General features: G+C 70.6%; 15 protein-coding genes. 9 read left to right on the forward strand and 6 right to left on the reverse strand.

Annotated elements, in window-relative coordinates:
• Positions 1–67 precede the first annotated feature (67 nt).
• The 4 genes from ACG2DA_RS01820 to ACG2DA_RS01835 all read right to left on the reverse strand — a co-directional run bounded on the left by ACG2DA_RS01820 (position 68) and on the right by ACG2DA_RS01835 (position 7,910).
• Entirely contained in the window at positions 68–2,959 is a 2,892-nt protein-coding gene (locus ACG2DA_RS01820) for an alpha/beta hydrolase fold domain-containing protein (RefSeq protein ID WP_395253754.1), read from the reverse strand.
• Between the two features lie 98 nt (positions 2,960–3,057).
• Positions 3,058–5,766 (reverse strand): PVC-type heme-binding CxxCH protein, encoded by a 2,709-nt coding sequence (locus tag ACG2DA_RS01825; RefSeq protein ID WP_395253755.1) that lies wholly within the window; start codon positions 5,764–5,766, stop codon positions 3,058–3,060.
• A gap of 166 nt (positions 5,767–5,932) precedes the next feature.
• Positions 5,933–6,958 carry a ThuA domain-containing protein gene (locus ACG2DA_RS01830; RefSeq protein WP_395253756.1) on the reverse strand — a complete coding sequence of 342 codons (1,026 nt, stop codon included), beginning with the start codon at positions 6,956–6,958 and terminating at the stop codon, positions 5,933–5,935.
• A 562-nt stretch (positions 6,959–7,520) separates the two neighbouring features.
• On the reverse strand, positions 7,521–7,910 hold the full coding sequence (locus ACG2DA_RS01835; RefSeq protein ID WP_395253757.1) for an HNH endonuclease: 390 nt from the start codon (positions 7,908–7,910) through the stop codon (positions 7,521–7,523).
• 210 nt (positions 7,911–8,120) lie between these two features.
• Here ACG2DA_RS01835 and ACG2DA_RS01840 point away from each other — a divergent pair, with 210 nt between their 5' ends.
• Complete coding sequence (locus ACG2DA_RS01840) at positions 8,121–8,300, forward strand: hypothetical protein (protein ID WP_395253758.1); 180 nt, start codon at positions 8,121–8,123, stop codon at positions 8,298–8,300.
• Between the two features lie 245 nt (positions 8,301–8,545).
• Here the strand turns inward: ACG2DA_RS01840 and ACG2DA_RS01845 are convergent, their stop codons facing one another.
• Positions 8,546–11,191, reverse strand: a complete 2,646-nt coding sequence (locus ACG2DA_RS01845) for a S8 family peptidase (RefSeq protein WP_395253759.1) — start codon at positions 11,189–11,191, stop codon at positions 8,546–8,548.
• A gap of 21 nt (positions 11,192–11,212) precedes the next feature.
• Entirely contained in the window at positions 11,213–12,193 is a 981-nt protein-coding gene (locus ACG2DA_RS01850) for an AAA family ATPase (RefSeq protein ID WP_395253760.1), read from the reverse strand.
• Between the two features lie 483 nt (positions 12,194–12,676).
• Between ACG2DA_RS01850 and ACG2DA_RS01855 the strand changes: the two genes are divergently transcribed.
• From ACG2DA_RS01855 to ACG2DA_RS01890, 8 genes are all read left to right on the forward strand, one after another.
• Entirely contained in the window at positions 12,677–12,994 is a 318-nt protein-coding gene (locus ACG2DA_RS01855) for a hypothetical protein (protein ID WP_395253761.1), read from the forward strand.
• Positions 12,995–13,041: 47 nt separating this feature from the next.
• Entirely contained in the window at positions 13,042–13,443 is a 402-nt protein-coding gene (locus ACG2DA_RS01860; protein WP_395253762.1) for a DUF1257 domain-containing protein, read from the forward strand.
• Positions 13,443–13,637 carry a DUF2997 domain-containing protein gene (locus ACG2DA_RS01865; protein ID WP_395253763.1) on the forward strand — a complete coding sequence of 65 codons (195 nt, stop codon included), beginning with the start codon at positions 13,443–13,445 and terminating at the stop codon, positions 13,635–13,637. Before ACG2DA_RS01860 ends, ACG2DA_RS01865 begins: the two co-directional genes overlap by 1 nt.
• 57 nt (positions 13,638–13,694) lie before the next feature.
• Positions 13,695–15,260 (forward strand): AAA family ATPase, encoded by a 1,566-nt coding sequence (locus tag ACG2DA_RS01870; protein ID WP_395253764.1) that lies wholly within the window; start codon positions 13,695–13,697, stop codon positions 15,258–15,260.
• Positions 15,261–15,352: 92 nt separating this feature from the next.
• Entirely contained in the window at positions 15,353–16,393 is a 1,041-nt protein-coding gene (locus ACG2DA_RS01875) for a hypothetical protein (RefSeq protein ID WP_395253765.1), read from the forward strand.
• Positions 16,390–16,650, forward strand: a complete 261-nt coding sequence (locus ACG2DA_RS01880; RefSeq protein ID WP_395253766.1) for a hypothetical protein — start codon at positions 16,390–16,392, stop codon at positions 16,648–16,650. Before ACG2DA_RS01875 ends, ACG2DA_RS01880 begins: the two co-directional genes overlap by 4 nt.
• Positions 16,651–16,760: 110 nt before the next feature.
• Positions 16,761–16,967, forward strand: coding sequence for a hypothetical protein (locus tag ACG2DA_RS01885; protein ID WP_395253767.1), 207 nt, complete (start codon positions 16,761–16,763; stop codon positions 16,965–16,967).
• Between the two features lie 88 nt (positions 16,968–17,055).
• Positions 17,056–18,579, forward strand: a complete 1,524-nt coding sequence (locus tag ACG2DA_RS01890) for a hypothetical protein (protein WP_395253768.1) — start codon at positions 17,056–17,058, stop codon at positions 18,577–18,579.
• Positions 18,580–18,603: the final 24 nt, after the last annotated feature.

Below are 18,603 nucleotides of genomic sequence, written 5' to 3' on the forward strand. Positions count from 1 at the left end.
GAGCGGGAACTCGGCCGACGCACGGCCGGAGCTCGCGCTCCGGGCTCATGCACTCTCGCCGCCTCGCTTACCGCTGGGAGACGTCGCCGCTCTGCCAGGCTTTTTGCAGAAAGGCGTCGATCCGCTCCATCGTGGGGGTGAACCACGGTTCCCAGTTCCATTCGCCGTGCAGGCCGCCGGTGAGGACGAAGGTGTCCACGCTGACGCCGAGGTTCGACAGCTTGCCGCGGAGGCTCTCGAAGCTGTCCAGCGAGTTCTCCCCGATCAGCAGCATCGGAGGGGCGTCCGCCGTCGCCCAGTGGGCCGGGGAAGCCGCCGTGTACTGCTCCGGGACCTCGTCGTACGTGCCGCCGAGGAACAGCCGGTAGTTGCTGTCCGGCCGGCGGGAGCTTTCGATCGCCCGCTCGGACTCCGTGTCCGTCGGGCCGGCGATGACCACCGCGGCCTGCACCCGGGCGGAGACGGCGTCGATTCCCTCCTGCTCCTCGGCCGGCGGGTTCATCGCGGCCAGCAGGGCGGCGAGGTGAGCCCCCGCGGAACTGCCGACGGCGGCGAAGCGGTCCTCGTCGTAGCCGTACTCGCCGGCTTTGCTCCGCAGGAACTGCACGGCGGACCGCACGTCCTCGATCGCCGCGGGAAACTTCGCGGTGTCGGCAAGGCGGTAGTCGATCGTCGCCGCGGCATAGCCGCGTTCGGCCAGCCAGAGGGCCTTGTTCCGTTCGCCGCCGCGGTCGCCCTTCCGCCAGCCGCCGCCGTGGATCAGCACGACCAGCGGCGGCTCCTCGCCGGGCTTGGCGTTCGGCCCAGGCAGATACAGATCGAGCTTCAGCGGACCGGTCTCCCGCTCCGCGAAGGTCACGCCGAGCCGCTCCGTCACGCCCTCGGCCGGTTCGAGGTTCGGCCGGACGACCTCATACCCCAGCGGGGCGAGGGCCGCCTTCAGCTCCTGGAAGTTCTGCGGCCGCTTCCCCTCCGGCAGGGCCGGCGGCATCGCGGCGGTCCCGGCGTTCGACTCGGCCGGCGCCATCGCGGCGTCGACCGCGGCGCCCGGCTCCAGGCCGCGGAGGTAGGCCAGCAGCTCGAAGATTTCGTCCTCGGTGAACCGGTCCAGGAGGGCTTTCGGCATCAGCGAGACGTCCGACTGGACCATGTCGAGCACGTCGTCCCGCTGGATCACCGTCGGCTCCTTCGCCTCCGGGTCAGAGAGGATCGACACGGAGTCCTCGTTCTCCGCCACGACCAGCCCGGTGAACACCTGCCCGTCGAGGGTCAGCACCTGCCGGACGGCGTACTTCGGGTCGACGTGGGCGCTGGGGTCGAGCATCTCCCGCAGCACCTTGCGCTCGTCGCCCTTCCACCGCTCGAATACGCCGACGAGCGACGGCCCGACAAGGCTCTCCGCGGAGTCAGACCGGTGGCACTGGGCGCAGGTGGCCTCCGTGAAGATCCGCTGCCCGATCTCCGGCGAGCGGCCGGCGAGCTTCTGCTCCGCGTCCGCCCCCTCTGGCAGCAGGTCGTTTACGGTCCACTTCTGCACGAACTCGCGGGTGTTGCCGATCGGGTCCTCCGGCACGGTCGGGTTCGCCAGCCAGGCGTCGAGGTCCGGCACGACGACCATCACGCCGTACATCCGCATCCAGTGGCGGGGGAAGGTGCAGACGTAGGGATACTCGCCCGGTTCTTCGGGGGCGGTGAAGGTCAGGCGGGAGTCGGCGTGGGCGGCGACCAGTTCCGTGGCGAACAGCACGTCGTCGCCGTCCGGCACGTACGGATTGCCCGCCGAGCCGCCCTGCGGGCCGACCTCCATCCCCCGCTGGGCCACGTCCCGCAACTGCCCCGGCGCCGTGACGACCAGGTTGTGCGGCATCAGGTCCTCGTTCTCCAGCCAGATTTGCACCGGCCGGCCGGCCTCCACGGCGAAGTAGGGCAGATCGTAGCGCATCTCCTCCTCGACGGTTTTGACGCGGACGACCCGCACCGTGACCTCCCGCAGCCGGCTCCGCAGGGCCTTGGCCTCCTCGACCGGCAGCCGGGCGAACAGGCCGTCGGCCAACTGCATCGCGTTGAGGAAGTCGTCGGTGGTGCGATCGGCGGCGGCGGTGTTCTCCGCCAGTTCGACCAGCACCGCGGCCGCCGCGGCGCTGACGGCGGGGTTGCGGTCCTCGGCCGGCACGGTCAGCAGCGTGCGGACCGCCGTGGGCCGAAGGGCCGGGTTCTTCAGCAGCGGGGCGAGCCGCACGAAGGTGTCCGCCCGCTCCGCCGGGATCGCGGCGAGGGCGGCGATCGCGGCCTGCTTCACCGCCGGCTCCTGCGCCCCGAGCAGTCCCACGACCTCCTCCCGCAGCCCGTTGCGGGCGTCCTCCGAGGGGACCAGCGGCACGGCGGCGAGCCAGTCGACGGCGGCGCCGCTGTTTCGGTCGGAGAACTCTCCCGCCTGGATCAGCGCCGCGAAGGCCGCGACCCGCAGCGGCCGGTTCTCCGCCGTCGTCGCCTCGGTCAGGGCGTCCGCCTTGGCGGCCAAGGCGTCGACCGGCTGTTCGAGCAGCAATTTCGTCAACTGGTCCGCCGCCCGGCGGTCGCCGCGGTCCTCCTCGCCAAGCGGTTCGAGCACCCGCAGCAGTTCGGTCACGGCGTCCGAGGCGTTCAGTTCGACCAGCCCCGCCAACGCCGCGGCCCGCTCCTTGGGGGAGACGCCGGGGCGGGAAACGATCGCCTCATAGACCGGGGCGTACTTCGGGTCGGTCGTATCCCGCTCCACCAACAACAATCGGGCGTCGTCCAGCCGTTTGAGCTGGTATTCGACGATCCGCGGGCTCTTGTCGAGGAACACCGTCGGCGGCTTGGGCTTCTCCGCCGTCATGCCGGGCAGGTCGTGACCGGCGTGCCCGCCGTGGTCGTGCTGGGCGAATCCGGGGGCCGCGACGAGGCAAAGCGCCGCGGCGAAAGAGAAACGAAGCATTGGGGAAGGGTTCAAACGGGCGAAGAGGGAAGATCAATATAGAACCGAAGCGGAGACCCGATCGGGGCTCCGCTTCGGACGGGGCGGCGCCGAGCCGGCTACTCGTCGAGCGCCCGCATCGTCTCGTCCAGCGTGTACTGGAGGAACGTGTCGAGGTCGTTCTCCAGCACGCCGAGGGCCAGCTCGATCGCCTCGGGGCCGTCGAGGAAGCTCAACGCCCGCACCGCCTCCAGCCGCACGCGGGGGTGCTCGTCGGCGATCCGCTCCTCGAGCAGCGCCAGCGGCTCCTCCACGCGGTCCAGCCAGAAGGACAGAACCCGCACGGCGGCGGCCCGCGCCCGGTGGTCGTCCGCGGTCAGCAGTTCCTTCAACAGCGGCTCGTTGAGCGTGTTGTGGGTCTGGTACTGCCAGAGCCCCTCCAGCCGGGAGCGGACGTAGTTCGGGTCGGACTCGTCCAGCCCCTGCAGCCACTCGTCCACGGCCGGCAGCACCTCCGCGGTCTCCCGGGCGGCGAGTTGCCGGCGGGCCCGGTAGCGGGTGCGGTACTCCGGCGCGTCCAGCAGGTCGAGCAGCGCCGGGATCTCGGCCCCCTCAATTTGAGGGGCGTCGACCAAGGGCCGTTCCGGATAGGTGACCCGCCAGATGCGGCCGTGAGAGTGGTCGCGGTTGGGGTCGCGGAGGTTGTGCTGGAGGTGGCCGATCAGGGCGTTGTGCCAGTCGACGATGTAGAGCGAGCCGTCCGGGGCGAACTGGAGGTCGACCGGGCGGAAGTTCCCGTCGCCGCCGTTGACCAGCAGCATGTCCCGCTCCGTCGCGGTGAAGCCGGAGCCGTCCTCCTCCACGTCGTACTGCAACACGGCCCGGTCGCCGATCACGTTCGTGATTAGGTAATCGCCCTGCACCTCGTCCGGGAAGTGCCGGCTGGAGACCAGCTCGTTCCCGGCGGTCGGACGGATCCGCTTCTTGAAGAAAGGCGGGTACGGATTGTTGGGGTCGAGGTTCATCTCCTTCACGACCCGGTTGCCCTGGCTGCCGCCGGGGTGCTTCTCCGGCCAGTCGATGCGGCCGGAAATCGGCGTGCCCCAGTAGTTCTCGCCCGGGGAGGCGTCGGCGAGGAACTCCTGCCCCCAGTCGTCGAAGACGTGGCCCCACGGGTTGGCGAAGGCGAAGGAGATGTGCACGTCCGTGCGTTCGGTGCGGGGGTTGTACCGCCACACGCCGGCCTCGCTGAGCCGATCGACGCCGTACGGGTCCTCGACCTGGCTCATTTTGAAGGTGCCCTCCTGGAAGTAGAGGTTTCCGCCCGGCCCCCACTCGAACGCGGCGATGCCGTGGTGGCTGTCCGCGGTGCCAAAACCGGAGAGTTTGCGAATCCGCACGTCCTGCCCGCCCTCCGTGAACTCCCGACGGACGTCGACGTGGTCGTCGCCGTCGTTGTCCTTGAGGAACAGGATGTCCGGCTGCTGAGCGACGAAGACGCCGCCCATGCCGAACTCGAACCCGGTCGGCTGGTGCAGGCCGCCGGCGTAGGTCACGCAGCGGTCGGTTTTGCCGTCGCCGTCGTCGTCCTCAAGGATCAGCAGCTTGTCGTTCAGTTCCGTTTTGGGCTTCCAGTGCGGGTAAGACGGCATCACCGCGACCCACAGCCGGCCGGCGTCGTCGAAGTTCAACGCGACGGGATTCGCCAGTTCCGGGAACTGCTCCTCGGAGGCGACCAGTTCAATTTCGTACCCCGGCGGCAGGGTGAAGGATTTGAGCTGTTCCTCCGCCGACAGGTAATCCAGCGACCCCAGCTTGCCGCGTTTGCGGTTCGGGTCGTCCTCCCCGCCGACGTTCGACTTCGGGGTGATGAACGGCAGCGTGTTGGAGTCGTCCACCTCGTCCGGCACCGTCCCGCCGCCGGCGAGCGTCCAGACGCGTTCGTCCCGGTTGGCGGTCATCTGATCCAAGATCGCCAACTCCCGGTTCATCACGTCCCGGTTGTTGTACGTCCCGTCGGAGCCGGCCAAACCGCGGGGTCCCCAGATGGAGTAGCCGTTGACGGCCCGGTAGCGGTGCCACCAGTGGAAGTTTTTATCGTTCAGCTCCGCGACGACCGCGGGGTTCGGAGACTCCGGCGTCCCCTCGCCGAACAGGCCGGCGTCGAGAATCGGGGCGAGGGCTTCGTAGCCGGCCTCGTTGAGGTGGGCGCCGTTGAGCGTCAGCCGTTCGTCGGTCTCCCGGAACAGCTTGAGCGTCGGCCGGAACAGGTCCACGAAGCCGACGCCGGTCGTCTCGGCGACGCTTCGGAGGGCGTCCGTATACATCTCCAGCCGGGCGTTGTGCTCGCTGCCGTCCGGCAGGTTCGGGTCGCCGGTGTTTTCGAAGGCGATCGGGGAGACCAGCACGATCCGCGGGGGGCCGTCGCCGCTGTAATCCTTGGTCTTCGTCTCCTCGACCAGCTTCTGCATGTCCGCTTTGAAGTCCTCCAGCCCGGCCTCGCCGGCGAAGGACTCGTTGAAGCCGAAAAAGTACAGCACCACGTCGGCGCCGACGTGCTTCAGATGGTCGTCCGGGGAGCCGAAGTCCCGGGTGCGGATCCGCAGGAACGGTTCGTCGCCGGGGAAGGCGAGGTTCCGCACGACCAACTCCCGATCCGGGAACCGTTGATAGAGCAGCGCCTCCCACTCGTTGTGATGTTGCAGGCCCTCGGCCAGGGCGTTGCCGACCAGGGCGATGCGGTCGCCGGGTTCGGGATCGAGTTCCGCGGCGAACAGCGGGGCGGGCAGGAGGCAGGCGAAGAGCGCCAGCGGCGAAAAGCGAAGCATATTCCGGGGGGCGAGCGGACCGGGGGCGGGGCGGCGTCCGCCGACGCGGTCGCGTCGGCGTACGCCGATCCGAGGACTGTACGGGCGCGAAGGGGAGAAGGCGACCGTCGGATCGACGCGGACCGCTCCGAAGCGGCCGACCCGCCTCACGTCGGCCGCATGACCGTCAGTCGGCCGCGGGGGGAATCGGCGCCTCGTACCCGGCCAGATCCGCCGGACGAACCCCCTTCACGTGCCCGCCGTGCCGGAACGTGGTCGGCCGGTAGGGGCCGACGAGGTCGACGTTCAGGTCCGGCGTGATTTTGTCCTCCAGCCCCGCGGCCCAGAAGCAGGCGTTGACCAGCATCCGCCGGAACCCGTCGTTCCGCAGGTCCTCGGAGGCGCCGTAGGTCGTCGTGAACACCCGACCGGACCCGGCGTCCTGCAGCGACGAGGCGCCCGGCAACCGGTAGGTGCGCACCCAGGCGCCCGGGCAGGGCTTTTTGTCCTCGGCGGGCGGGCTGTCCGGCGTCATCCCCTGCAACGGCTGGGCGTACGCCAGCACGGTGGCGTCGGCGGGCGGCTCCGCCCAGTACCCGCCCGCCTCGACCCACGCCCGCTCCACGCCGCGGAGGACCGGGTGGTCGGCCTGCTGCTCGTTGACGTCCAGCCGGGTGCTCATCTGGTGGTTCTTGCCGTAGTGGCCGACCCACGTTTCCCCCAGCACCTGCTCGCCGAAGCCGCCCTCGTAGCCGGGCGCTTTCGACTGGAAGTCGAACCGGGCGTAGTCGCTGTCCTTCGACATCTTGAAGGCGTGCGTCGCCGTCCGCAGGCCGATCACCGGCCCGCCGCGGCGGAGGTAGGCGTCGACGTGGGCCATCTGGTCGTCCGGCAGGTCCTTGAACCGCAGGAAGTTGACCATCAAATCGGCGTCCGCCAACGCCTCCAGGCCGGGAATGTTGTCGGCGGCAGGGTCGATCTCGCCGGCGTCGTTCAGGCTGAACAGCACGGTGCAGTCGAACCCGTGCCGTTTGGCCAGAATGCGGGCCAACGCGGGGATCGTCTCTTCGGAGCGGTACTCGTGATCGCCGGCGATCAGGACGACCTTCACGCCCTGCCCCGGCCCGGCGTCGCCGGCGTAGGTGAGGGGGGCGGGAGCCGCGTCGGCGGGGGCCGCGGCCAGCAGGGCGGCGAGGAGGGGAAGCGCGCTCATCGTCTTCGGTCCGGGGAAGGAAGGATCGGAGAATCCCAACGGATCCCGCTCCGAAACGCCAGCGTCGCCGGGCCGCCGCGGCCTCTCCCTCACCCGCGGCGCCTCAAAAAGAAATCGGCCCGCCGAACCGTCGGCGAGCCGCTGACAACAAATCCCCGACTAGGGGACGAACTCGACGGGACCGACCCCTGTATTTGTAGCATTACCGTGGTCACCTCACGAGGAGGCGACGCAGAATCCGACGCATCTGACTCACGGGCCCCCGCAGACCCGGGTCTGGCCCGCCTGGTGGCCGCGTGGCCCCACTTGCCTACGGTGGTGCAAGCCGGCGTACTGGCGATGGTAGAGGCGAGCGCCAGGGCTCGTGAGTCTGGCGAGGGCGAGCCGTAATCGGTGCGAGCGGCTGACAATGCGGCCACACTCTCTCCGCTACAGTCGCCACTTACGCTCGACTTTCTGCTCATCTGTGCCGACCGCTGACGCTCTGTTCGCGCTATGCGAAATGCCTCCTCAGCAACGGGCGCGGACCCGTGCCCCCTCCCGCGGCACGGGAAGGAACTGCTTACCCGAGAAACACCTTCCGCCGGTGCCATCGCAGACACTTCGGGTCCGGCCGGTTCGCCTCCACGTTCGGCAGCCGCACAGCTCGCCCGGCGTAGTCCGCCAACGCCCGCTGGTCCGGGGCCGCCTCCCGGAAGTACCGGTCGCTCGCCACCAGCACCGTCAGGTCGTCGGTCAGCGACCACAGCCCGTTGTCGAATAGCCAGTGAGGCAGCTTCGACAGGGCGATGCCGTTCCGCGGGGCGTTGTTGCGGCTGGCGGCGTGGGCGTGGATGTGGGCCGCGTCCACCGGCGAGCCCACGTCCACCGCGTCCAGCCGGTAGCCGGTCAGGGCGCGGGTGTAGTCGTAGGAGCTGAGCACCGTCAGCCGGAACCGGGCCGCGTTGCCCAAGCTCGGTGTGGCCTCGGGGCATAAGACTCTCAGTGCTTATGCAACGTGACCTTCAAGCGACCTGAATGGAAGCATTAAGACGCGAGACCGTCAATCAACCCCTGACACCCCTGACAGTTCCAGCCGCCTGCTTTCGCCGAGCCCTCGCGAACATCCACTGACCGTGGGCATTCATTCTGTTCACCGACCTGCTGCCCGGACCATGTCAGCGTGCCCCACTCCTACGACCGAGGCAAACGACTCCGCCACACCCGGGCGCCCCGGCTGCGGGCGAAGTACGGCATCGAACTGACCCGCACCGTGCTAGGGCACAGCGACATCGGCACCAGCGAGATCTACGCCGAACGCGACCTCGCCGGCGCCGAGCGGGTGATGCGGGCGGTGGGATAACGGTGGGGGGCTCTGAAAGATTCGCCGGACGATGCTTCGACTGCGTCGCTGCGTCGCCCGGCGGGCCGGGGCTGGCGCGGCGACGCAGCGATGAGCAGGGTTTGGCCGAGGTAGCCTGTGTCGGTCGGCAACGGCGCGGTGAACTGCGTGTCATCACGCTATGCCGATCGTCGACCGGATGTTCTGTGTGCGCTAAGTATGCGGCTAAGCGGCGGAATCCGAGGCGGAGCAGGGCGTGCCTGTCGCTACAGAGTTCCCATGCCGACGGGCGTAGGTTCGCTTCTCAACTTGACCCGTTCGAGGATTCGGTCCGCCATCTCGACGTGCAGATCGACGCCCGTGCCGACCGCGACGTCGAGCGTCACCGCCAGCCCGTACCGAACCGCCCCCGAGAATCTCCCCGCCGCTTCTCTGCAGTGAACGTGGAAGTCGGCCTCGTCGGCGACGGCGAACGGCCGGTGGTGCTCCCAGACGGCGTGCTCTACGGTCCCCCGCTGCGACGCCTTCTGGTTCAGGCTCGTCCGCTTCACGTCGAGCGGGTCCTCTTCACAGTCCCGGTCGCCCGGCCGGGTCATCCAAAGGTGCGCCTGCCGGTAAGCTCGGTGTCGGACGTTGATCGGGCTGTTCCACGCCAGCGTCGCCGTCACCCGCCGCTTAATATTCGACGCGGCGGGGATGGATGCGGGCAGCGGCAACTTATAAGCGTGGGCCTCCCCGCCCTTCAGCACCCCCGTGGCGACCGCGGTGACGCGAGACGGGGTGTTGAACAGGACCTTCTCGGGATCGACAAGCCCGTAACCGAGGAACCGGCTGAACATGTCCTGCTTCAAGAAGTAGGACACCTTTTTATCCTTCGTGCTGACGAACTCCTCGAACTCCTCCATGAGCGTCTCGGTCATCCCGCCCCACGACGCCCCGTGGACGAGCAGGGCCTTGAGCAACACGGCGACGCCCTCGGGGGAGATCGATCGCGTGTCGCCCGTGCGGGTGCCGATCTCGACGACACGTACGGCGGCGAGCCCGGCCAGACGCGAGGCTAACGCCGCCGCGTTACTCGACCCGCGGGTGTGGATCGCGTGCCCGGAACCCTTCCCGGGCGGCGGCGGGGCCGCGGTCAGCTGTCCCGGGGGGCGGGTGTAGTTGCTTGAGACGAGCCGGGTGACCCCGTCCGGCGCGGTGCCGTAATCGCGGTCGTACATCACCCGGCCGCCGGGCATCAGGATCTCGGGTTTCACCATCCGGCCGAAACCGGTCGCGACGGACGCCTGCGGGCTCGGGAGGGCCGCCCCCTCGAACAGATCGAACCGCCGCCGGTCGTGCTCCGAAAGCGTCGAGGCGTCGCTGTGGTGCGACCCGACCGTGAGCGCGTTGATCGCCTCGGCCGGCGCGAGGGGTCGCCGGTGCCGGCGGACGTCCCACAGCGCCCGCAGCACGGCCCGCCGGCGTTTCGCGACGTCAGCCGCCTCCCAGTCCTTCGGCGACATCGCGACGTCGATCTTCTCTGGGTGGTTGCCCACGCTGACGACGAACAGCAGGTCGTATTTCCGGGCCAGCCAGTCGAGCAGGCGGGCGAGGGGGCTCATCTCCCACAGGAACGGGCGGTCCTCGTCCCCCAGCGACAGGTTGACGACCTTCACCGACGGGGCGACCGGCTCCGGCCCGTCCTTCATACGGACGACGGCCCGGTGGATCAGGTCGACGATCAACTCGTCAGGCGGGAACTGCTCGGCGAGACCGCTCGGCGTACTCGCCGGCTGGGGCAGGAGGACCGGCCGGACGTACAGCTTCGACGGGAGCGGCTCCCCCCGGTCGTTGAGGTCGCCGTGGACGATCAGGGACGCCATCGCCGTGGCGTGGCTGCGGTGACGCACCTCGACCTCCGACTGCCAATCGTCCGGGTCGTCGAGGACGATCCGCTCGTGCAACGCGTCGTGGGCCTGCATCGGCACGCCGTCGAGCAATGCGACGACGGGCGGCGCGTCCGGCAGCGGTTCACCGGCGGCCTCCTGAACCGGGTCGGGCGGCTGCGCGTCCCCGTCGTCGGCGGGCACGGCGAACGACGTCTGCGGCCTCGGCCGGAAGAACATGACGCCCTCGCACCGCAACATGGCGGTGTGGGTGTCGTCCTCGATCCCGTCCAGCAGTTCGCGGATGCCGTCGGCCGGCAGTTCCGCGAGAAGCCCGTGGTAACGGATCGCGGGCAGCACCGACCTCGTGACAATTTTCCCCCCGGCCTCCCTCACCAGCACCCGGGTCGCGGTCTCCGCGGCGGCCTGCCGCTCCGGCCGATCGTGAAACCATAACTCGATCTCGAACCGGGCGGCGTCCCGCCGCTCCTCAAGATCCGCGCGCCATGCCTCGACGACGCGGTTGTCCGCCAGGCGGTCCTTCACCTCCCACCGCCGGACGTCCTTCAGGAACTCGAACACGTCCTTGAACCGCCCCAGCCCGTGCGGCACCGCCCCCGTCGCCTTCCAGCTCCGCCATAGCCCCAGCACCGTTTCGATTGCCGCCTGCGTCGCCGATACGCCGTATATGCGGACGGGGATCGATTCGCCCGGCTTCTTTTCGACCGCGAACCCGTCCGCGGGCGGCGCCTCGTCCACGTCGATGTCGGCCAGCCAGTACAGCTCCTCCACCTCCCTGGCGGCCATCGCGAAATCGGCCACCTTATCGCCGTAGGTCTCGAACACCACGACCTGCTCGACCGCCACCCCGGACGGGTCGAGCGTCGCCCCCGTGAACCCGGACAGCAGCGCCTCCATGCGGGCGTCCAGCCGGCTCACCTGCGCGTCCCGGCCCGGCGGGACGACCTTCGGGCGGGGGCGCTGACGCTTCGCCCTCTCGATCGGGTCGGGGTCGGGGAACTGCAGGAGGGGGCGGTCGTCCATGGCGGCCAAGATAGCACCTGTTCAGGATGCCCGCGCCCTGCTGTCCCAGTCCCGCAAACGCTCCCGGACGATAGCCTTCACGTCGGCGTCCGGTTGGTTCAGGAGTGCCCTGCGGGCCACGTCCGTCACGAAATCCTCGAGCTCCGAGAAGCTGGCCCCGTCCAGTCTGCCGGCGAGCGCGCGGGGCGAGAGTCCCTCGGCTAGCCCCCGGGCACGCTTCGCCGCAGACAGGAACGCCTCCCGCTGGGCCCGCGTCGGGGCGGGCAGGTCGAGCCGGACCTGAAACCGCCGCCACACCGCCCGGTCGAGCAGGTCCGCGTGATTCGTCGCCGTGACCAGCAGAACGTGACTCGGCAGGTCGTCCAGCGCGAGCAGCAGGCTGTTGACGACCCGCTTGATCTCCCCCGCCTCCCGCGCGTCGCCCCGCTCCTTAGAGACGGCGTCGAACTCGTCGAAGAACAGCACGCACGCCCGCGTCCGGGCGGCGTCGAACAGGCGCCGCAGGCGGCCGGCGGTCTCCCCGAGGTAGCTCCCGATCAGCGCGTCGTACCGGACCCGCAGTAGGGGCGTGAGCAGGGCGTCCGCCAGCGCCTCGGCGACGCTCGTTTTGCCGTTCCCGGGCGGCCCCGCGAGCAGCACGCGGTGCCGGGGCTCCAGACCGTGTGCGCGGAGCAGCTCAACGCGGTGGTGCTCCTCGATGAGCTCGTCGCAGCTCCGCCGCAGGTCGGCGGTCAGCACGAGGTCGTCGAACCCGCGGCGCGGGGTGATTTCCTCGTACAGGTCGTCCGCGCCGTCGACCGCCCGCAGGCCGCCGGTCGGGATCAGCCCGTGCCCGCTCCGGGGGCGGGCCGACCGGAGGGCCGAGTCGAGTCGTTCCGCGAGAACGCCGTGATTCTTCGCCCGCTCCTCGGCGATGACGGCCTCCACCGCCCGACGAAAGCGTCCCTCATCCCCGGTGGTGCCGGCCCTTACCAGCGATAGCAACAGGTCGGATCGGGCCATCGACGGAGGGACAAGGCGGGCGGGGGAGGGCGGAACGGCGGGTGTCGGGGCCGGTATCGGCTGATCCGTTGGGGCGCTCCGGCTAATCCGTGCGCCAAGGGCAAAGTTTACCGGGTCGAGGCTGGGTGTACTTGGTGGAGCACAAGTGTACACGCGCCCCCTTGGGCCGCGTAGCGCGACATCCCGAGGCGTACTCCACCGCCCTCGGCGGGCGGCGGCTACTCGGCGCAAAGCGATCGAACACCTGAAGAGAAATTGCCGGAGGCGGCGAGTCCAGCCTGAGAAATGAACATCCCTGTGGGGCTGAGCATCGGCGGGGGGCGACCGGGGCATCTGCTCTGAGCTGCGTTGGCGAATCGCCCGGGAGGCCCAGACGGTCGCTCTTCGCACCTTGTCGTGAACTAAACGGGTGGTCGAGACGCCGCACTGTTGGGCGACCCGCCGGCTTACGAGCCGGCCCCTCTCCCCCAGTCGGAAGACCCCATGCCCGACCCGCCGCCCGTAGCGGCCTCCCATCTACCCCTGACGCCCCTGACGGTCCCGCCGCTCGCCGCCGCCGGTTCCTCCGGCCCGTGGGCGAACGACCTGTTCCCCGCCGTCCTGCTGCTCGCCCTCGGGGCGGCTCTGGTGGCCCTGGGGGCGTGGATCGTTCAGCCCCCACCCCGCCCCCCGCGGCCGCCGGACAGGCCGCCGCGGGGCCGAGGGGGCCGCCGCCGCAACCGCGGCCGGCCGCCCGGCCCGACCTCGCAATACGCGAGCCCCCCGCCCGACCCGCTCCGCCGCCCGCTGCGGCTGCCGTAGCGGGCGGCGTTTCTCCCCTCACCCGTACACGAAAGAGAGGTGGCCCCTTGAGCCACGTCGTCACGATCGAGACGAAGCTGAGAGACCCGGCGGCCCTGTCCGCCGCCTGCGTGAGGCTCAAGCTCCCCGAGCCGCAGCGCGAGACGGTGAAGTTCTTCGACGGCGGCGAGCACGCCGGCCTCGCCGTTCGCCCGCCGGGGTTCGTCTATCCCGTGCTGGTCCAGCCGGACGGGAACGTCCGCTGCGACACCTACGGCGGCCGCTGGGGCGACGACGCCTTCCTCGGCCGCCTGAAGCAGGCCTACGCGGTCGAGGCCGCCAAGCTGCAGGCGAAGGCACGCGGTCACCGCTGCACGGAGACCGCCCTGCCGGACGGCTCGGTGCGGCTGACCGTCACCGCCGGGGCCGCGGGTTTCGAAACCGGCAGCCAGTACGGGGGGCTCGCCTGATGAACCCCCGCATCGAGATCACCGTCACGCCTGAGGGCGAGACCAGCGTCCAGACCAAGGGCTTCGCCGGTCCGGCCTGCAAAGCTGCCAGTCGACCGTACGAGGACGCCCTCGGCACCAAGAGCGCCGAGCGGCTCACCCCCGAGTACCACGCCACCGAACCGGTCGCCCAGGCCGCCGAACAGCGGGCCTGACGCCGAACGATCGGCGTCCGTTCTTTTCCAACCCTCACCCACACGAAGGAGACGCCGATGCCGCGTCGACGGCGGGGCGGGCCCCCGCAAGAGCGATCCCGAAGCCCCGGTCGAGCTTCCCAGAACCCGACGGACGCTCCGCAGCCGGCGGATCTGACCGTCCGCCTGACCGAACTGGTCGCCGCCGCCTTCGCCGGCGTGCTGGTGACGAGCGACGAGCCGGAGGAAGTGCTCCGCGACCTCGCCCGCCTGTGCGGCGAACGCAAGTGGAACCTCGCCACCTGGACCGCCGACAGGGACGAAGAGGGCCCCGCCGACCCGCTCGCCGCCGTGAAGGCCCTGCCGGCCTCCGGCGACGGCGAGACGCCCTCGCTGTTGGCGATGGTGCACGCGCACCGGTACTTTCAGTCCGCCGAACTGCTGGCGGCGATCCGGGCCACGTTGGCCGCGGGCAAGACCCGCCGCACCTGCTTGGTCCTGATCCAGCCGACGGCGGACCTGCCGCCGGAGCTGAAGCGGGACTTCGCGGTCCTCGAGCACCCGCTGCCCGGCCGGGAGGAGCTCGACGGCGTGGCGAAGGGCGTCGCCACGGAAGCCGGCGAACTGCCCGTGGAGATGTGGGCGGTGCTGGACGCCGCCGCGGGGCTGACCCGCTCGGAGGCGGAGAACGCTTTCGCCCTGTCGCTGGTCCGGCACGGCAAGCTGGACCCCGACCCGCTGTGGGAGCTGAAGGCGAAGCAGCTGACCGGCTCCGGGTCGCTGACCCTCCACCGTAATGGTCCCGGCTTCGACTCCCTCGGCGGCCTGAACGCCCTCAAGGTCTTCTGCCGCTCCGCCCTGACCAACCGGCACCCGCACGCCGAGCCGAAGGGCGTCTTGCTCCTGGGTATGCCCGGAACCGGCAAATCGGCGTTCGCCAAGGCCCTCGGCAGCGAGGTCGGCCGGCCGACGCTGTCGCTGGACGTCGGCGGCCTCATGGGTTCGCTCGTGGGCCAGTCGGAGGAGAACACGCGGCGGGCGTTGGCGACGGTGGAGGCGATGGCCCCCTGCGTACTGTTCGTCGACGAGATCGAGAAGGCCCTCGCCGGCACGTCCGGCGGGCAGCACGACAGCGGCGTCGGCACGCGGATGCTCGGCACGCTGTTGAGTTGGCTGGCGGACCGCCCGCGGGGCGTGTTCGCCGTGGCGACCAGCAACGACGCCAGCCAGTTGCCGGCGGAACTGACCCGGTCCGGCCGGTTCGACGCGACGTTCTTTCTGGACCTGCCCGCCGCCGAGGAGAGGTCTCTCATCTGGGACCGCTACCGGGCGGAGTACGGCATCGACGCCGGCGACCAGCCCGCCGACGACGAGGGCTGGACCGGGGCGGAGATCGAGTCCTGCTGCCGCCTCAGCGCCCTGCTGGGCGTGCCCTTGAAGCAAGCCGCGGCCTACGTCGTGCCGGTCAGCGAGAGCGGCCGGGAGCAGTTGTCGAAGCTGCGAAGCTGGGCCGACGGCCGCTGCCTGGACGCCGAGGGCGGGGGGCCGTACCGGCGTCGCGATCGCCAGCCGCAGGGCGATCAAGAGCGGCCCCGCCGCAACACGCAGCGGAAGCCGCCGGGCGAGAACTACTCGCTGAACTGACCGCCGGTCCCGTCCGCAATCCCCTCTATCACGCCCCGGCATTTCGCCGGGGCGTTTTTCATTTCCCACCCATTACACCCACAGGAGCCGCCATGACGCTGCTGATCGGCCCGCCGCGACGCGGGCGAACCCAAGACGACCCGGATCTGCCCGACGCCGAGACGGACCACGGGGCCGCGGAGGTCACCGTGCTGGACGAGGAGCGGGATCACCGCGAACAGGACCCCGCCGCACGGCTGCGGGAGGACGCCGCCGCGGTGCGGCTGCACGTGAGTTGGCCCGGACTCAGACGCACCCTCAGTGCCGAGCAAAAGGACGAGGCGGCGAGCCCGTTCGACGCCGAGAGCGGCAGCCTGTCCGCCAGCAAGAAGCTGCTGGACACCAAGCACCCGGCCCTGCGGGCCGCCGCCAAGGTGCGGCACGCCGCGGTCAGCCACTGGAAGTCGGCGAGCCTGCCGTACCCGGAGGCCGGCGTCCGCCTGCTGCCCCGCACCGACCTGCCGGCGTTCGAGCGGCGGATGACGGACCTGCAGGCCGAACTGGCCGACGCCGCCGCGGAGGTCGACCGCTGCCGGGACGAACTGGTCTCCCGGGCCCGCCGCCGGCTGGGCGACCTGTTCGATCCGACCGACTACCCGCCCAGCCTCGCCCCGCTGTTCGGGCTGTCTTGGGACCTGCCGGCGGTGGAGCCCCCGGACTACCTCCGCCGGCTCAGCCCCCGTCTGTACCGGCAGGAGTGCGACCGGGTGCGGCAACGGTTTGAGCAGGCCGTGCAGTTGGCAGAGCAGGCCTTCGCCGCCGAACTGGCCCAGTTGGTCGAACACCTGCGGGAACGGCTCACCGGCGGCGAGAACGGCGGGCCGCGGGTGTTCCGCGACAGCGCCGTCGAGAACCTCGCGGAGTTCTTCCAGCGGTTCCGGCGCCTGAACGTGAACAGCAGTCCGGAGCTGGACGCCGTGGTCGCCGAGGCGGAGGGCCTGATGCGGGGCGTGGACCCGGCTGACCTGCGGGCCAGCACCGGCGTCGGCTGGCTGCGGGACCGCGTGCGGGAGGGGCTGTCAGGGGTGTCAGGGGCTCTGGACGAGTTGCTGACCGACGCCCCCCGCCGCCGCGTGCTGCGGAGCCCGCGATGAGCGGCGTCGTGCAGGAGTTGTTCGTCACCGCCGACGGCTCGGCTCGCGGTCTCTACGGCGAGCTGATTGACACGAACTCGATCGGCCGTTGTTCGATCGCCCGAGCCAGCCATGTGGAGCCGCATCCAGACGGCGGCTGGACCGCGGAGCTGTCCCCCAGCGGCGGGCCGGTCCTCGGGCCGTTCCCGCTGCGGAGCGACGCGTTGACCGCGGAGGCCGACTGGCTGACCCGCAACCTGCTGAACGGGCCGGGCTGAAACGCCCGGCGAGGACCCACTGCGACCGCCCCCGAAGCGGCGGATCGGCCCGGTGCCGGTCCGCCGCTTTCTCTTTCCCCACCTCCAACCATCACGAACAGGAGCACGTTATGCCCCAACACGAACTGAACCGGCGGATCGCCGCGGCGACCGGCGAGAGCGTCGGCGCCATCGCCCGGATGGGCTTTCAGCTGGACGGCCCGCCGAGCTTCACGCACCTCGACGACGACCTCGGCCCCATCGACTGGGACGCCGAGCAGGCCGCTCGCCGCAGCGACCCCGCCCGGTGCGGACGCGGACGCGTCGCCTTCCACTGAACCGAAGGCGGCTTCCTGAGCGGCGGCGGGTTCGTCCCCGCCGCCGGCCTTTTCCTTCATCCCCTGCACCCGAACACGAGAGGGCCGCATGCCCCCGATCACGCTGCCCCGGCGGACGCTGCACGCGTTCCGGACCGTGGCCAAGAAACACTTCGGGCTCAAAGCCCGCGACGACGGCCCCTGCGTCCGCGTCGACGCCGGCGGCGAAGGCGGAACCCGCCTCACCGCAGCCGGCCCTGACGGACGCGGCGTCAGCTTATACATCCCCGGCGATCGTCCGCCCGCCGGGCTGGTCCTGCCGTTCGATCTGCTGTCACAGGCCGGAGCCGCCAAGAACGGCGACGTGCAACTGTCCGAAGCGGACCGCGGCGACGCCTTGGTCGCCAACTGGGACGAGCGGGGCGTTCCCCGCAGTATCCGCGGCACCTTGGAGAAGAAGGACCGGGACCGGGCGGCGAACTTCGCCCCGCCGGCGGTCCCTGGGTGGACCGACCCCGGCGAGGACTTCGGCGACGCCCTCAGAGCCGCCTGCGAGGTCACGGACATCGAGTCGACCCGCTATGCCCTCGGCTGCGTGCGGCTCGATCCCGCCGCCGGGCGGATCGAAGCGACCGACAGTCATCACCTGCTGATCGCCCGCGGGTTCCGGTTCGGCTTCGGGGAGCCCGTCCTCTTGTCCGCTCCGCACGTTCTCTCCGCCGCCCCGCTGCGACGGCACGACGTCCGGGTCGCGTTCGTCCCCGCTGGGAAAGCCGCCGGGATCGTCGTGCTGTCGGCCGGCGACTGGACGGTCTGGACGCCGGAGGCCCGGGACGCCCGGTTCCCGGAGCTGGACCGGGTCGTGCCCGGCGGCGAGGGGAAGGCGAGGGTCTCCCTCAGCACGATCGACGCCGCCTTCCTGTCGGACCGCCTCGACAGCCTGCCCGGGGCCGGCGACGACCGGAAGCCGGTCACGTTGGAGGCGAAAGACGGCGCGTTCCTGATCCGCGCCGCGGAGGAAGGCGGCACGCCGGTGGAGCTGGCGACGGGATCATCGCAGGTCACCGGCACGGCGATCTGCGTGGCGGACCGCCGGTTCGTCGCCAGAGCGCTGACGAACGGCTGCACTGACCTGGCGATGTTCGGCCCGGAGGAGCCGGTGCGGTGCGACGCCGGCGGCGACGGTCCCGGCACGACGGTCGTCTTCGCCACGCTGGCCGGCGACCCGGTCCCGGCGAAGGACGCGGTGAGGCTGACCGCCAACGCCCCCGCGGCGACGAACCGGCAAACTGCCCCTGACACCCCTGACGCGGTCCGCGACGCCCACGTCACTCACCCCGCTCCCCAGAAGAGGGCCTCGCCCCAGATGCCTCGCAACCGCATCACCCAGAACCTAAACGGGTACACGACCAACCGCAGCAATGGCCACGCCGTCCGCGGCGACGAGAACCCCGACGGCCCGCCGGACCACGACGCCCTGCTGGAGCGGGTCTCCGCCCTCGGCGGCACGCTGTCCGAGGCGGCCTCGGAGGCCAGATCGCTGGCGACAGACCTCCGCAAGCTGAAGAAGCGGAACCGGACGGTGACCAGCGCCCTCGCCGGGCTGAAGCGGCTCGGCTCCCTGGTCGTCTGACGGGTTCCCGTTTCGCAATACTCG

The sequence above is a fragment of the Alienimonas sp. DA493 genome (genome assembly GCF_043951915.1).
In the GTDB taxonomy this organism is placed as follows: Bacteria; Planctomycetota; Planctomycetia; order Planctomycetales; family Planctomycetaceae; genus Alienimonas.

What these genes read in the sequence shown, in the direction of transcription:
- ACG2DA_RS01820 (WP_395253754.1), bottom strand. Translation starts at nt 2,959, where the DNA reads ATGCTTCGTTTCTCTTTCGCCGCGGCGCTTTGCCTCGTCGCGGCCCCC.
- ACG2DA_RS01825 (WP_395253755.1), bottom strand. Translation starts at nt 5,766, where the DNA reads ATGCTTCGCTTTTCGCCGCTGGCGCTCTTCGCCTGCCTCCTGCCCGCC.
- ACG2DA_RS01830 (WP_395253756.1), bottom strand. Translation starts at nt 6,958, where the DNA reads ATGAGCGCGCTTCCCCTCCTCGCCGCCCTGCTGGCCGCGGCCCCCGCC.
- ACG2DA_RS01845 (WP_395253759.1), bottom strand. Translation starts at nt 11,191, where the DNA reads ATGGACGACCGCCCCCTCCTGCAGTTCCCCGACCCCGACCCGATCGAG.
- ACG2DA_RS01850 (WP_395253760.1), bottom strand. Translation starts at nt 12,193, where the DNA reads ATGGCCCGATCCGACCTGTTGCTATCGCTGGTAAGGGCCGGCACCACC.
- ACG2DA_RS01855 (WP_395253761.1), top strand. Translation starts at nt 12,677, where the DNA reads ATGCCCGACCCGCCGCCCGTAGCGGCCTCCCATCTACCCCTGACGCCC.
- ACG2DA_RS01865 (WP_395253763.1), top strand. Translation starts at nt 13,443, where the DNA reads ATGAACCCCCGCATCGAGATCACCGTCACGCCTGAGGGCGAGACCAGC.
- ACG2DA_RS01870 (WP_395253764.1), top strand. Translation starts at nt 13,695, where the DNA reads ATGCCGCGTCGACGGCGGGGCGGGCCCCCGCAAGAGCGATCCCGAAGC.
- ACG2DA_RS01875 (WP_395253765.1), top strand. Translation starts at nt 15,353, where the DNA reads ATGACGCTGCTGATCGGCCCGCCGCGACGCGGGCGAACCCAAGACGAC.
- ACG2DA_RS01880 (WP_395253766.1), top strand. Translation starts at nt 16,390, where the DNA reads ATGAGCGGCGTCGTGCAGGAGTTGTTCGTCACCGCCGACGGCTCGGCT.
- ACG2DA_RS01885 (WP_395253767.1), top strand. Translation starts at nt 16,761, where the DNA reads ATGCCCCAACACGAACTGAACCGGCGGATCGCCGCGGCGACCGGCGAG.
- ACG2DA_RS01890 (WP_395253768.1), top strand. Translation starts at nt 17,056, where the DNA reads ATGCCCCCGATCACGCTGCCCCGGCGGACGCTGCACGCGTTCCGGACC.